This is a genomic window from Cohnella sp. GCM10020058, from assembly GCF_042683485.1.
Lineage (GTDB): Bacteria > Bacillota > Bacilli > Paenibacillales > Paenibacillaceae > Cohnella.
In genome coordinates this window covers 55,832-70,722 of record NZ_JBHUJV010000011.1, presented here as the reverse complement: position 1 = coordinate 70,722, position 14,891 = coordinate 55,832, and the positions used below count along the sequence as shown (strand labels likewise).

At 59.8% G+C, this 14,891-nt stretch carries 11 protein-coding genes; all 11 read right to left on the bottom strand.

The features are described 5' to 3' along the window. Positions 1-64: 64 nt before the first annotated feature. The 11 genes from ACFSR7_RS21225 to ACFSR7_RS21175 all read right to left on the bottom strand — a co-directional run bounded on the left by ACFSR7_RS21225 (position 65) and on the right by ACFSR7_RS21175 (position 14,817). The gene (locus ACFSR7_RS21225) at positions 65-3,364 is read right to left on the bottom strand and encodes a glycosyl hydrolase (protein WP_378165073.1); all 3,300 of its coding nucleotides are present in this window, start codon (positions 3,362-3,364) and stop codon (positions 65-67) included. A 12-nt stretch (positions 3,365-3,376) separates the two neighbouring features. Continuing rightward, positions 3,377-4,264 (bottom strand): carbohydrate ABC transporter permease, encoded by an 888-nt coding sequence (locus ACFSR7_RS21220; RefSeq protein WP_378165071.1) that lies wholly within the window; start codon positions 4,262-4,264, stop codon positions 3,377-3,379. A 5-nt stretch (positions 4,265-4,269) separates the two neighbouring features. Beyond that, positions 4,270-6,189: an ABC transporter permease subunit gene (locus ACFSR7_RS21215; protein WP_378165069.1), complete on the bottom strand. Its 1,920-nt coding sequence runs from the start codon at positions 6,187-6,189 to the stop codon at positions 4,270-4,272. Between the two features lie 75 nt (positions 6,190-6,264). Next, positions 6,265-7,950 carry an ABC transporter substrate-binding protein gene (locus ACFSR7_RS21210; RefSeq protein ID WP_378165068.1) on the bottom strand — a complete coding sequence of 562 codons (1,686 nt, stop codon included), beginning with the start codon at positions 7,948-7,950 and terminating at the stop codon, positions 6,265-6,267. A 126-nt stretch (positions 7,951-8,076) separates the two neighbouring features. Beyond that, a complete protein-coding gene (locus ACFSR7_RS21205; protein WP_378165066.1) occupies positions 8,077-9,195 on the bottom strand; it encodes a substrate-binding domain-containing protein in 1,119 nt (372 codons plus the stop codon). 141 nt (positions 9,196-9,336) lie between these two features. After that, positions 9,337-10,347, bottom strand: coding sequence for a FecCD family ABC transporter permease (locus ACFSR7_RS21200; RefSeq protein ID WP_378165064.1), 1,011 nt, complete (start codon positions 10,345-10,347; stop codon positions 9,337-9,339). Further along, complete coding sequence (locus ACFSR7_RS21195) at positions 10,344-11,348, bottom strand: FecCD family ABC transporter permease (protein ID WP_378165062.1); 1,005 nt, start codon at positions 11,346-11,348, stop codon at positions 10,344-10,346. Before ACFSR7_RS21195 ends, ACFSR7_RS21200 begins: the two co-directional genes overlap by 4 nt. A 79-nt stretch (positions 11,349-11,427) precedes the next feature. Continuing rightward, the gene (locus tag ACFSR7_RS21190) at positions 11,428-12,465 is read right to left on the bottom strand and encodes an iron-hydroxamate ABC transporter substrate-binding protein (RefSeq protein ID WP_378165061.1); all 1,038 of its coding nucleotides are present in this window, start codon (positions 12,463-12,465) and stop codon (positions 11,428-11,430) included. A gap of 115 nt (positions 12,466-12,580) precedes the next feature. Beyond that, on the bottom strand, positions 12,581-13,285 hold the full coding sequence (locus tag ACFSR7_RS21185; protein WP_378165059.1) for a hypothetical protein: 705 nt from the start codon (positions 13,283-13,285) through the stop codon (positions 12,581-12,583). Positions 13,286-13,287: 2 nt separating this feature from the next. Next, a complete protein-coding gene (locus ACFSR7_RS21180; RefSeq protein WP_378165057.1) occupies positions 13,288-14,166 on the bottom strand; it encodes an ABC transporter ATP-binding protein in 879 nt (292 codons plus the stop codon). A gap of 339 nt (positions 14,167-14,505) precedes the next feature. After that, on the bottom strand, positions 14,506-14,817 hold the full coding sequence (locus ACFSR7_RS21175; protein ID WP_378165055.1) for a hypothetical protein: 312 nt from the start codon (positions 14,815-14,817) through the stop codon (positions 14,506-14,508). Positions 14,818-14,891: the final 74 nt, after the last annotated feature.

Sequence of the window (14,891 nt, the reverse complement as noted above, 5' to 3'; positions counted from 1 at the left end):
TGCTCTTGCGCGATCTTGGCGCCAAGCTGCGGCATGCGCGGCACGGTACTACTTACTGTACGGATCAACGGCGCTCGACGGACAGCCGCACGCCCGACAAGCCGCAGGATGCAAACGAATAGGCTGCGCCGGGAGGAGGGCCTTCGGCCGGTCCGCTTTTCCACATCCAGGGCGAAGCGATTCGCGCTGGCGGATCGGCGTGATGCGGTCCCCATACGTTCTGCTGGGTGGCCGACACGACGACGGACAGCCGGTTGATCCCGGGGGACAGCAGCGAGGTGACGTCCGCGGCGGCAGCGCCCATATGGATCGGCAGCCTGCAGCCGTTGACGCGTACATGCGCCGCTGCCCCTTGCAGCCCCACCGGCCGTACCACGTATTGATTGAGCGCGAGCGCCCCTGCGTCCGCCTCAATCGGCTCCAACTCGTATTCCACCTGTCCGCCGTAGAAGGGCAGTCCCTGGTGCGTCCAATCGCCGGACGCGAGTCTTGGCATGCCTGCCGATATGCGAAATCCCGCTTCGCAGGGCGCTACCGAGAAGTCGCCCAGCACATAGGCCGGCTCTAGCTCCAGAAGCGGATCGAAATCGGGCGCGGTCAGCTTCAGTACGTTTTCGCCGGCCGAGAGCGCGTCCGCGAGATCGTAAACGGCGAACGTGCGGTCCATCCATTGCTCCGATGGAGATGGTGCAAGCGTCATGCCGTTGACTTCGAGCCGCATCCGGCTTCCCTGCTCGACGCCCAGCCGGATACGCGCCGGAACCGCGTCGACCGCGAGGCGGAACGCTGCCTCGAAGCCCTGCGCGCTTGCGCTCGGCGCCCGCTCCGCGATGCGGCGTTTGTACTGCACGGCATTGTCCCACGGATTGCCGTCGAAGCCGTTCTCCCGGTAGAGCAGCGGGCACGCCCGGTACACGGACACGCCTTTCATCTTCAAGTGCCGGCTCGTCACATCCGAATAGTCGAGCATCAGCGCGTTTTCGCCGAGAGGAACGATACTTTGGATCGGCAGGCTGCGGTCGGAACCGATCTCCGGCTCAACGGCGGACACGCCCCGCGCTTCTAATCCTGCCTCTGCCCAGCCCTCATCGCCGATTGAGGCCTGCCGCTCGGTCCGCGCCGTGAACGGCAGTGCCGAGGCAATCCGGCTTATCGCAGCTTCGTTATCCAGCAGCAGATAGCAGCAAGACTCCCCTTGCTCCAGCCTCAGCTCCTGCACCTCCCCTGCAGCGGCTGCCGGGACGGCCGTCCCGCGCAGCAGATCGAGCCTCATCGCCGCCGGCGAATGCAGGGTCATCTTCACGGTCAGCGGCTCCGGCGCGCTATAGGCCAGGAACAGCAGCCGCCCCCCATCCGGAAGCTCGCGCGACTGGACGGCGAGCCCCCTGATCTCAACGGCATCGGACGCATGGATCGAATCGGTCCCTTCGATCGCCGCGTCCCCGCCGCTTGTGCCGGCCAGGCTCAGCCCGTACCCGCACCGCCGTCGGCTGTTCGCCGACCAGGCCGCGATCAACGCGTCCGCGGACGCGCGGACGAACGATTCGGGCCGCCGGGCCGCCAGCGCCGCCAAGGCGTCGTCGCGCCTGCCGTCCACGTAGTCCGGCATGCGGTCCCCCAGTACGCGCACGATGCCTCCCGCGGCGGCATACGCTTCAAGCAGTCTTACCGTCGAACGCATCGCCGACTCCATGCCTGCGGGTAGAATGACCTCGTCGTAGCTCGCCGTGCCGACGACCCATCGGCCGTCCGCATCGATTCGGCCGTGCCGCGCCATGATCTCCTCGTCGCCCAGGTCGTAATCGATGCCCGCATCCGACAGCCGCTGCAGCAGCGTCTTGTACGACGTCACCATCTCCTCGAAGGGGTGGCCGGCCGCTTCCCAGCTCGTCGTGGCGGGATACAGATAGGCGGTCCGCGTCGGATGCAGCAGCAGGACGCGCCGGTCCGCCTTCCCTTGGGTCAGCGCAAGCTGGGCTCTCGCGATGTAATCCGTCAGCTGTCTCAGCTCATACTGCCACGGCAGGCGCCAATCGAACGATTGCGGATGATCCCGCTTCCTCGCGCCGGCGAGAGAGGCGGCCGTCAGATGCGGATTCAGGAAGTCGATGCCGTGCGCAAGCAGCCAGTCTCCGATCCGCTTGAAATCCTGCGTCGAGGCGTCGAAGCCCCCGGCGCCGAATGCCTCGCACAGCGTCCGCGCCTTGCCGAGCTGGCGAGAAACGCTCGCCGCCTCGCGCACGGTGACGAGGAGGGAGTCGGTACCGTCCGCCGCCAGCGGGCTGCACGTCAGGAAGTCGATCCCCGGCCAGTCCATGTATTCGTAGAGCGACATGATGCCCGGAGAAAAGCGCACCCACGGAATCGGCCATTGATGCTCGAGATAGTGTCCCGTAAACGCCAGGCCGTTCGCCCGGCACCACTCGCCCAGCGGGATGACATAGTTGTCGCGCCAGAGCTCGAACATGATCCGGTAATAATCGGCGCGTACCTCCTTCGCGTCGCGCAGCTCGCCCGTACCGTCTTCGACGTCCTGGAACAGCAGCGGCAGATGCGCGATCAGATCGTAGCCGGTGCGGTCCGCGAACTGCGCGGCGAACCAATAGGAGAACGGGACCGCCGTCTCCGCCTGGAACAGGTTGCCCGGCGACACCTCCGGCTCGTCGGTGAACACCGCCGGAATCGTCTTGCCGAAGCTGGCGCCGAAGCGCGCCTTGTAGCGCTCGTGCGTCCGCTCGATGAACACGCGCGCGACCTCCGGCCGCAGCAGATCGACGTAGGCGAAGCCGCCCAGCCAGCCGTTCGTCTCCGCGGCGCGCCAGTCGTAGACCAGGTAGGAATGGCCATGCTGCCCCCATTCGGACGAGGGCATCCCGTCCAGACGGCGGGTCAGGCGGATCGCGCCTGCCGGCGTGCGCTCGAACGCATACGCCGCGATCGGCTGCCCGGGACTGGATAGAAAGTGCGCGTTCGCGTAGGGCAGCTCGCCCGGCCCCGGACGCTCCAGGATCTTCTGGCCGGCGGACCGGCTCAGGCAATCCGGCAGCTCGGCGGACACGTGTCCGCCCGCGAAGCCGGAGGGATACGAATTTTCGTCGTATATATAAAGCTGAAGACCTCTTTTCTCCGCCTCGTCCAAAGCAGCCCCAAAAAGGTCGAACCATTCGTCGCTCAAATACTCGTTAACGAGACCCGGGCGCGGATGAAAAAATCCGCCGCCCATGCCCATCTCCTGCAGCCGCGCGACCTGCTCCCGGATCTCCTCCGCGTCGTGCCGTCCGTTGATCGACCATAGCGGCACGGGCCGATACTTGGCCGGCGGATCTTCGTAGGCCTCCAGCCATTTGTACAAGCCGTTTTGCATATGCGACTCCCCCTACATTTTCAAGGCGCCCTGGACCATCCCTTGAATGTAATACTTCATGCCCAGCGAGAAGATAACGATGAGCGGCAGCGACGAGATGGAGTAGGCTGCGAACTGGACGCCTTTGTCCGTAATGCCGAACTGCTTGGTGAACTGCGTCAGCCCGACGCCGATCATCTGCATGCTGCTGTCCCGGATCGTGAGCAGCGGCCAGACGTAATCGTTGTAGGTGCCGACGGTCTGCATAATAAATATGGTCGCCAGAATCGGAACGGACAGCGGGAGCACGATGCGCGCGAACACGGTCAGCTCCTTCGCGCCGTCGATGCGGGCGGCTTCGAACAGCGAGGACGGGACGGACGCCATCGAAGTCCGGCACAGAAAGGTGCCGAAGATCTGCCCGCCGGCCGCGTGGGCGATGATGATCGCGAGCGGCGTGTTCGTCAGCCCCAGTTTCTCGTACCAGACGTAGGCGGGGATCAACGTAAGGATGCCCGGCACCATCATCATCGCGAGCAGCAGCAGGAACAGGAACTCCTTCCCCGGGAACGCCTTCTTCGCGAACACATAGCCGGATACCGCGGACAGGCCGACGACGAGCAGGCTCGCCCCTCCTGCGTATAAAATCGTATTGAGCACGTAACGCCAGATGCTGGCGAAAGCCTCTCCGTAGTTCTCCCATTGCGGCGGCGAGGGCAGCGACCAGAAGCTGCCGAGAATCTGCGAATTGCTCTTCAGGGAGCTGTAAAACATGAACAGAATCGGGACGAGCGTCAAGACGATCAGCAGCGCGAGCGTCCCGATCAGCAGCGTCTGACGGACGGCTGCCGGGCTCGGCATCGGCAGGCCGGCGATCGTTCTGGGCGCGCTCGTCGCGCGAACCGGGGCAGGCATGGGCATCCTCCTCACTCCTGCGAGCTTCGCAGAAACTTCATATTGACGACCGTGATGACCAGGATGACGAAAAACATCGAGACGCCGAGCGCCGAGGCATAGCCGAGCTCGTCGAACTTCGTTGCGGCGTAATACATCTGCAGCGCGGGCACGTAGGTCGAGTCCATCGGTCCCCCGCCGGTCACGATCAATATGGCGTTAAAGTCCTGAATGACGCCGATCAGCGTCAGGATGATCAGAAATTTAAATTGTCCCGCCAGCAGCGGCAGATGGATGGAACGGATGATGCGCGGCAGCCGGGCGCCGTCCATCTTGGCGGCTTCGATCAGTTCGTCGGGAATGCCGATCAGGCCCGAATAGAGCACGAGCAGCTGCAAGATGCCGACGAACGGAAAGCCGATGAAAATAACGGCCCAGATCGCCGTCTGGGGATCGCCGAGCCACGAATTCGTCAGCCCGTCCAGCCCGACGGCTTCGAGGAAGCGGTTGATGAGTCCGACGTTAGGGTCGTACAGGTTTTGCCAGATCAGCAGCAGTGCGACGGCCGGCACGATCATGGAAGTCACGAACGCCGTACGGAAGTAATACTGGAGCCGTTTGTTTTTCAGATGGTAGATCAGCTCCGCTACGAACAGCGGGGGCACGATGGCCTTCAGTAGACCCGTGACGATCAAAATGCCGAGATTGACGATGCCTTTGCCGACGTAGTCGTCGCTTAAGATTCTGCGGAAATTGGCCAGGCCAACGAACGAAGATCTGCCGCCAGGGTTCCATTCGTAGAGCGAATGGTACAGACCGGACAGCGCAGGCACGTACATAAAGCCGATCAGCAGGATGAAGGCCGGAGACAAGCACAAATAGATCCACTTGGCCTGCCAGATGCGTTTGAAAACGGATAGCCGGTTATATCTTTTGAGCAGGTAGAGCCCGGCAGCGATCAGCAGCAACGCGACCGCGACCGCGGCGATCAGCAAGATTCGTTTTTGCGCCGCTGCGGACTCTGCGCCCGCGACGACGTTCTTCACTTCGTAGCTGTAGACGCCGCCGTTCTCCGTTCCGCCATACAGCGTCTTGCCCTCCGCGCCGAACGCGAGCTGCGTCGCCGGAGCGGGCACCTGCGTCTGCCAGATCGTTTTGCCTGACGAAGAGATCAGATAAAAATGACCGGCATAATCCGCCGCACCGATCGTCTCGCCGTCCGGCGTCAGGGCGACGTCCTTGACCGAATCGAGCACGGCGATCTCGTGCAGCTTGCTGCCGTCGCGATCCAGGAGCACGACCGTCGACGACGTCAAGCCCGCGGCCACGCGGCCTTCGTCCGATACGGCGACGCTGCCGATCGTGCCGTTCATGCCGGCTTTGAACAGCACGTTGCCGCTGCCGTCCAGCAGGTACACGTTCTGGTCCTTGCCGCCTACCGCGATATAGCCGCCGCCCGGAGCCGCTGCGACATCGGCCGCGCGCGCGCCGAGCGACGCCTTGCCTTGCGTCCGTCCGTCGGCCGGATCGATCAGGAGCAGATCGGCGCTGTTCTGTACCGTCACTGCAGCCGTTGAACCGTCCGCCGACGGCGCGACGCCTTCGACGCGTTTTTTCAGGTCCTGCTTCCACAGCAGCTCGCCGTTCAAGCCGAAGGCGTACAAGCTGCGGTCGTCGGAGGAAGCCAGCAGCCGGTCCGCGCCGGCGAAGCCCACGCCCGTGACGACGTTGCCGGTCTTCATGACGGCGACCTGCTTGCCGGCCTCGTCGAACAGATAGACATGCGTGTCCGAGCTGCCGACGGCGAGCATTTTGCCGTCCGGAGACATCGCCATTGCGGTGACCGATTTTCCTTGTTCCAGATTCCACGCCGTCTGCGCCATCGCGCTAACCGGCGCGAGCAGCAAGCACAACGCTATGAAGGCCCAACTCAGCTTCCTGGCTTTGCGCAAGTCATCACCCTCTCCGATGCTTCGAAGCGCAGCGTCCCGCGCGGACGGCAAGCGCGCGAGCGGGACGCCGCGTTCTTATTTTCTCTCCGGCGGCTGCCGTTCCGGCGTCTCCAGATCGGACAGCTCCTTCTTCTTGTCCTTCAGCGCAGCCTCCAGGTACTTGTCGACCGTTGCTTGATATTTGGTCAAGTACTGATCGATCGCGATTTTGCCGCCGAAGTATTGCTGGATGAGGCCGACCCACTCTTGCACGGAGGGCTGATAGTCCCACAGTCCGCGAGCCAGCATGTTGTTCGCGCTGGTGAAGCCTTCCGTATTGCCGATCGGCTCGAAGTTCGCGAACGCCTTCGCCATCTCTTCGGGCAGCTCGATGTCCTTCAGCGCCGGCGCTCCCGCGAGCGAAGCATCCTTGCTGTTCTGAATCGCGGTTACGTACGCCTTGTAGCCTTCCGGACTCGTCAGGTACATCATGAAGTCGACGCCGAGCTCGGTTTGCTTGGCATCCTTGGACACCAGGCCGTAGAACCCGATCGGGATCTGAATCGTGCGCGCAGGCGCCAATACCCCTTCGCCTTCCATCGACGGCATGTTGAAAAATCCGTATTCGAACGCCTTGGCCCCGCCCTTGGTGCCCGACTTCTTCTCGTCGGCCAGGTCCTTGGGCAGCTGCCAGTAAGCGCCCGGGGTCGTGAGCATCGTCGCCGCCTTGCCGGTCAGGAACAGGCTGTACGCCTGATCCGCGTTCACGCCGAAAAATCCGGGCTCGGTGTACTGAAACAGCGTCTTCAGATTTTCCATGAACGCCTTCCACTGCGGATTGCCTTCAATCTTGAACGGCCCCGTCTTATCCTTGATCGCCTTCCAGACGCGGAGGTCGTTCTTGGTCACTTTGCTGTTGGAGTCGTTGTACGGATCGGTCGGATCATACTTCCAGACATCGTCGACCCCGGGCACGAAGTTGTAATCGTTGGGTTGCGAACGAATGACGTTAACCGAATCCCGCATATATTGGTCGCCGTACACCCGCACGAGCCAGCCCGCTTCTCCGCTCCACATCGAGTTGGAGTTGCCCGCGAGAGACAACGGAATATAGCCGGCCGCTTTAATTTTTTTGAACGCTTCGATCAGCTCGTTAAACGTCTTGGGCGCTTGCGTCACGCCGGATTTGTCGAAAATCTCCTTGTTGTATAGCCAGACGATTTGCACCGATTCGAAGTTAAGCGGATACAAATGGTCGTTTTCTCCGAGCGCATCCAGGTTGATGCCCATCGTGCCGAGATCGAGGCTTTCCTTCCACGCTTTGCCGGTATACGGGTTGTTTTTGTCCAGCCAGGGCAGGAAGTCGACGAACTTCTTGTCGTCCTGCAGGCTGCCGACTTCGTTGATGACCGCCAGGTCCACGTCCGGCGTACCTGCAGCGAACTGGGAGGTCAACCATTCCTTGTAGCCGTCCATCGGTTTGTTGTCGACGGTAACCTTTACGCCGGGGTGCTTGGCCATGTAAGCTTCGGCGACCGCGTTCCATACCGAAGCGGAAGCGTTGGGCAGCGAAATTTTGAAAGTTCCCGACAGTTCCGAACCGGCCTGCGCCGATGACGATCCGGAAGGGGCTGCAGATGCGGATGGAGCCGACGAGCTACTGCTGGAATCGCTTTCATTCGGAGGCGGCGAAGCATTGCCGTTGCCGTTCGAGCATGCGGCGACCATGGCGATCGCCAAGGTGGAGCCGATTGCGGGCAACCATTTGTTCAGGGCTCTCATAGGACCTCTCCTCAACTTAATTGAGTATACTTGCATTTATTAATATATACTTTGATAAAGATTTATTCAAGAATAAAATAAAAAAACGGCCCGAGGGCCGTTCTGTGCTTGCGATGGCGTTGCATTTCATTCGTCTGCGTTCCATTCGGCCGTGCTGTCGCGAACGATGAGGCTGGGCTCGATCTCGTCCTTGCTGAACGTCTTGCCGCTCGCAATATCGCTTTCGAGCAGTAATTCGACCGCCCTTTTGCCGACGCGATACGTATTCTGATTGACGGATGTCAGGCTGGGACGGACGTAGCTGCTGACGAACAAATCGTCGTAGCCGACGACGCTGACGTCTCCCGGAATAGCGAGTCCTCTACGCTCCGCGGCCTTCATCGCGCCGAATGCCTTGATATCGCTCGTCAGAAAGACCGCCGTCGGCGGCGCGTCCAGATCCATAAGCCGGTCGAAGCCCTGCGCGCCCGAGTCCGCCTGCTCCATGCTGCCCTCGATGACGACGACGAGCGACGGATCGAATTCGATCTTATACTGCGACAGCGCCAGTTTGTAGCCCTGGAAGCGCAGCGAGAATTCCTGATTCAGCCCTGCGACCGAGCTCCCGGTCAACACGATGCCGATGCGCCGGTGACCGATCGAGAGCAGATGCTGAGTGGCGAGGTATCCGCCCGTCATATTGTCGACGATGACATACGGAATCTGAAGATGCGGAAAATAAAAATGCACCGTTACGATCTTGCGGCCCTCGCTCTTCCAGCCGGCCACGATATCCGCCGATACGAATTCCGTCTCCATCGCTCCCGGCAGCAGAACCAGACCGGAGCGCTCGGGATTCGGCGGCAGCTTCTCGCGCTCCCCGATATCCCATAGCTGGAATTGCACCCGGTTTTCCTCGCACTTCTCGTGCAGTCCCCGCAGCAGATCTGCGAAAAAGCCATGGTTGAACTGCTCGACCGGCAAGGCGTGATAGATCAAATAAATGGTTTCGATGCGGGCTTCGGCGCCGAATGCTTCGGCATAGGACCGGCTGACGTACGAGCCTTTCCCCCGGACCCTATAGATAAGTCCCTCTTGGGCCAGCTCGGTCAGCGCGCGCCGCGACGTAATTTCGCTCGTTTCATATAATCTGGCCAGCTCGATCTGCGATGGAATCGGCTCTTCGGTCGAGATCTCGCCGTTTAATATTTTTCGTTTAACGTCGTCAACGATCAATTGATACATCGGACGCTTTACCGTCTTCATGCTGCCAATCGCTCCTCCCGTCACAAACCTAGTATACTTTACTCGATATTTGAATGCAAAGTATATTTCGTTTGCAGGAAGGTGCCATTCACCAGACAAGAAGTGCTAAGTCAAACAGTCGCCGATCGGTCCCGCCTCGTGTCAGGAACGCTTGAGCAGCAAGTAAATAAAATAAGGCGCGCCGATAAAGGAGACGACGATGCCGGCCGCGATCCCTTCGGGCCCCGCCACGTTCCGGCCGATCGTGTCGGCCAGCAGCAGGAGGAACCCGCCGATCAGTACAGAGACGGGTATGAAGCGTTGGAACCTGGGGCCGACCAGCGACTTGGCGATATGCGGCGCCATCAAACCGATGAACGCAATACCGCCCGTGACCGCCACCGCCGACGCCGCGAGCGCTACCGCAGCGAGAAGCAGCAGACCGCGGTCGCGAGAGATCCGGACGCCGCTGCCGACGGCAGTCGCGTCATTGAGCGAGAGCAGGTTCAGCGCGTTGGATTTGTACATCGCATATGGCAGAAGTACGATAAGCCAAGGCAACTGCGCCCACAAGAAGGTCCAATCGGTGCCCCACACGTTGCCGGCCAGCCAACGCGAGATAAAGTCAACCTTATAAATATCGACCGCAGACGTAATGAATACCATCAATCCAGATAAACCGAGCGAAAAGCCGATGCCTGTAAGGACAAGCCGCATGGGATGAAGGCCGGATTCCCGGCTGTAGGAAAATACATACAGCAGACCCGCCGTTAAAACCGCGCCGATAAAGGCGGACACCGGGATGACGTATACAAAGGCGCCGGGATCGGCCGGAATGAGCAAAAAGCTCACCGCGACGCCGAGTCCCGCCCCCGAATTAATGCCGAGTATGCCGGGATCGGCCAGATCGTTGTTCGTAACTCCCTGCAGAATGGAGCCCGACAGCGCCAGCGCCATGCCGGCCGCCAGTACGATGCATATGCGGGGCAGTCGAAGCTCGAACAAGACGAACTTTTCCTTGAACTCTCCGTGCCCGAGCAAGGTCGGCAGTATTCTGCCATAGGAGACGGAAGACGAGCCTAACCCCAGGCTTACAATAATGGTCAGCAAAATGAGCGCGGCCAGCGCCACGAGCAAGGCACGCTGCTTGCGAATCGAACGGGCGTCCGTCATGGGGTGGTCTTCACTCCTTTTCGCACGATAAACAAGAAGAACGGCAGCCCCATGACCGCGATGATGGATGCCATCGGCGCCTCATAGGGAGCGATTGCGTTCCGCGCGATCGTGTCCGCTGCGACCATGAAGAGCGCGCCGACAACGGCGGACATCGGAACCACCTTGCGGTAATCCGTGCCGACGACAAACCGTACGATATGCGGGATCATCAAGCCGACGAAAGCCATGTTGCCGATAAGCGCGACTGAGGCCCCGGTCAAAACGACGACCGCAGCGTACAGGACAAACTTAATCTGCCCGGTGCGGAGCCCGAGACCGATGGCCGCCTCTTCATTGGCGCTGAGCAGCGTGAGCGCCTTGCCCAGGACGATCGCCGCGACGATGCCCGCTGCGATGAACGGCACGATCGTGCCGATCTGCTGCCATGTTGTGCCGATAAGCCCGCCGGCCGTCCACATCGATACGCTTTTAGAAATTTTAAAGGAAAGACCGATGCCTTCAGCTATGGCATACAAAAATAAGGACACAGCCGAACCGGCAAGCACCATCCGGATCGGAGACATGCCGCCTCTGCGCGAGGCGCCGATGCCGAGCACCAGGCAGGCGCCGATCCCCGCGCCGATGAAGCAGGCGACCATCGTACCGAAGTATCCGACAGCGGGCATCGTCGCCATCGTGAAGGCCAGCGCCGCATTGGCGCCCGAGGACAAGCCGATTAATCCGGGATCGGCAAGCGGGTTGCGCGTCAGACCCTGCATGACGGCTCCGGCAACCCCGAGCGCCGCGCCGACGATCATGCCCGCCGTCTCGCGGGGAAGGCGAAGCTCGCGGAGCACAGTAAGCTGCTCGCCTGCTGCATGCGTCGTTAAGGCGAGCCATACGTCGTGAAGCGTCGTGGTTTTTGCGCCATAAACCATGGAGATCGCGAACATGACCGCAAGCGCGACCAACCCCAAGAAGATGGCCAACACAAAATTCATTTTTTTATTCGAATTCATCAGCCGCTCCACTTTCTATTAAAAAATAGGAAAGGGGAATTCCGCGCGCTCGCGAAATTCCCGGTGTATACGGGGATCGTTAGTTGCCGAGGAACTTCTCCTTGAAAAATTCCAGCTGCCATTCCAGCGTCATGGCGTCGTTGAAGTAGAACGTCCGCGAGTCGACTTCGTATACGCGGTTGTTTTTCACTGCCGGAATGTTCTTGTAGGTAGCGGTCTGCTGGAAGGAAGTGTCTGCGCCAGGGTCCTTGCTCAAAACGATGTAGTCGCCGGCATAGTCGGGCAGCACCTCTGCCGATAGCGTGAAATAGCCGTCTTTTGCAGTCGCTTCCTTTACCTTAGGCTGCATGTTGAGGCCCATCAGCTGGAACAAAATCTCCGTGCCGCGTCCCCATGCATCGCCAAATGTGTAGACTTGCTTGTCGTACGCCTCGATGACCGAGACGGTGGCGTCGGCGCCGATCTTCGCCTTGATCTGCTCGCCTACGTCCGCCGCACGCTTCTTGAAGTCGTCGATCCAGGCTTGGCCTTCCTTTTCCTTGTTCAATGCCTTGGCGATCTCCAGATACTGCGTCAGATAGTCGACCTTGTTGTATGTATAGGTGACGAGCGGCGCAATCTTCTTCAGCTTATCGAGGTTTTTGCTGTCGGAGGCGCCGATGATAAGATCGGGCTTCAGCTCGATGATCTTTTCCAGATCTTCGTCGGACACCTCGGCTACGCCCTGAAGCTTCTCGGCGAATTTAGGATTGTTCAGCGACCACGAATCGACGCCGACCATCGGCACGCCGAGTTGGAGCACGTCGCCCGTATAGCCGGTCAAGACGATCACGCGCTGCGGATTCGCGGGCATTTCGATCGGACCGTTCTCCGACTGGTAGGTAATCGTACCGGTCTGTGCCACTGCCGACGGGCTGGCGGATGGACTGGCCGAAGCGCTCTCGGAAGCGCCGGTTGTCGCGGCGGCGGAGCTGCTCGCGGCAGGCGATGCATGGCTTCCCTTATTATTGTTGCCGCATGCGGCCAGCGCGAATGCTGCGACCATGAGCAAGGCGATCAGCAGCAGACCGCTGCCGATTGTAGTGCGATTCCATTGCGAATGTGCCTGTCTTTTCATTACTCTGCCCCCAAATATGAATGATTATCATTATCAATGATAACGTTTATCATTACTTTAGAGGCTACCGGCTGTTTTGTCAACGAAAAACTAGCGGCAAACGCCAGGTTGCCGTCTAAAACTTTTTACCAGAAGCCCGTACGACAAAGCCTCCACATAAAAGCCCTGCATACGCAAACGCATACAAAATGGTTCCGACCGCCGTCCAGGACGAGGCATGCTCCAGCCCGGTCAGCACCTCCGACAAGACGCCGGCAGGCGGCAGCAGCCAGCGGACGAACATCATGCGCTCAGGGAGCTGCGCAACCGCGCTGGCGGAAGCAAGCGACAGCACGATGACGCCGATCAGGGCAGGAAGCGATGCCGCGGATCTGCCAAAGCCGCGGTCCGTGAACCAAAGGGCGATTCCCATGCCCAGCAAGGAAGAAGCGACATGCACACAGGCAGCGACCAACCATTCATCCGGAGCGGGCCACCGTTCCAGCTTCCCGGCTAGCGCCGGATAGAGGACGGCAAAAGCAGCGAGCAGCAGGTCGACAGCTGCCATCAGCAGCAGTTTGGACAGATAATAGGCGCATGCACTGCCGGCATGACTCGCTGTCACCGCTTGCTGGACTTCCGGCTCCAGATCCGACAAGCCCCAGGCGATCCAGGCAGATATGACGAACAGCCAAACGGACGAAAACGCATAGCTCTCCAAGACCGGGTTCGGCGATATCGTGTAGATGAACAGGAGCAAGCCGACATAAGCGATCAATGGGGCCAGGTATCGGTAAGATCTCGTATAATAAGACCAGTGGTATCGTATCAGCGGCAGCACGTTTACACCGTCCTCCCGACGCCCGTTGTAACCGAATCAATGGAGGCTCCCGCCTCCAGCAGCTCTCTCAGCAACGCATCGCTGCTTGCAGGTTCGGTCCAGTAAACGACATGCCGCTTCTCCTCACGGCATTTTATCATTCCCGGCCAGCTCGCGAACGCCTTCGCGTCCTCCAGCCGTCCTTCCGGCCATTGAGCAACGATACGTCGCCAGCGGATGCCCTCTATCGAAGCAGCGTTCGCCGCCACTGACTGGATTCGGCCTTCCGAGATCGCCACGATCCGGTCCGTCCATTGACCGATTAGCGCCTGTTCATGGCTTGCCACCACAATAGCCGTCCCCTTCTGCTTTAAACGCATCAGCACGTTAGCAAGTACGCCTTGCGCTTCTTCGTCCAATCCGCCGATCGGCTCGTCCAATATGAGCAGCTCCGGATCGCCCAGCAGTGCCTGGACGAGATTCACCTTTTGAAGCATGCCTTTCGAAAAAAACTTCATTTGCTGCCCGGGCTTGTCCCGCAGGTCCACCAACTCAAGAAGCTCCTCGATTCTTCTCGTCCTCGTCGCCGCTTCCAGCCCTCGAATCGAAGCCATATGATGCAAATATTCGCGAGCCGTGAATTTAAGCTTTGGAAGATGATCAGGCGAGTAACCGATGATGAGTCTGCCCCCTTCGCCGGATCCGCTCGCTTCTCTTTTGCCCGAAGAAAGCGCCGAGAGCCCCGCCATTAGTTTAAGCAGCGTACTCTTGCCCGAGCCGTTCGGTCCGGTGAGAGCCACTGTCTCTCCCCTGCCCATCTCCAGGGACACGCGATTGAGCACTGTTTTCCCTTTATATTGCTTGCTCGCCTGCACAAGACGGAGTATGACGTTCGGATTCATGGCCCTTCCTCCCGTTCGTTAACGGACATTTATATTAATACTATTAAAATTAAAGTCCGTTTCACAATGCGTTTATTCACATTTTCGGCTGAATTATCCCGAACTTGTGGGCAGTTTGGGGAAATATTGGGGTTATTTCATGCCTTTCTCACTTATGCACAGGCGAATAATCCGTTCATCGGCTATCCCCCGTGGACAAGCGAGCGGAGATTCGCTCTATCCACATGTGGATAAGCGCCGGCACGCCAAATAGCCTGTCCGCTCGCTTCATAAAGAAGGAGGCAAACAGGCCTTATGGGCCGGTGTACGAAACAAATGAAGCAGGCTCCCTTGCGGCGTTTAGAAGGCGTCCAGGAAAAAGACGACATAGATTGCGGCCAGCAGCCATAACACAGGGATGAAGCCCCACCAGAGCGCGCCTTTGAACCTCCGCTTGTGGTAAAGCGCCCAGCTGACGATCAGACTGGCAATCAACGCGACCGGATAAGCCCAGTAAAAAACGACAACTGCGAACGGCCATTTGTCTATGACGGAGTCCGGGGAATCCAAAGCGATAAAAGACGTTAGGGCGACGACTACCCAGGGGACAACGAGAAGTACAAAGATGAGTTGGCAAAAGAATAGCGTCGCTGCTGTTTTAGCGTTTTTCAAGGCGCAGATCGCCCCCTTCCCTTAGGTCCCCGTCTGCAAGACGATGGCGCAACGGCCTTCCTCTCCTATCGCAC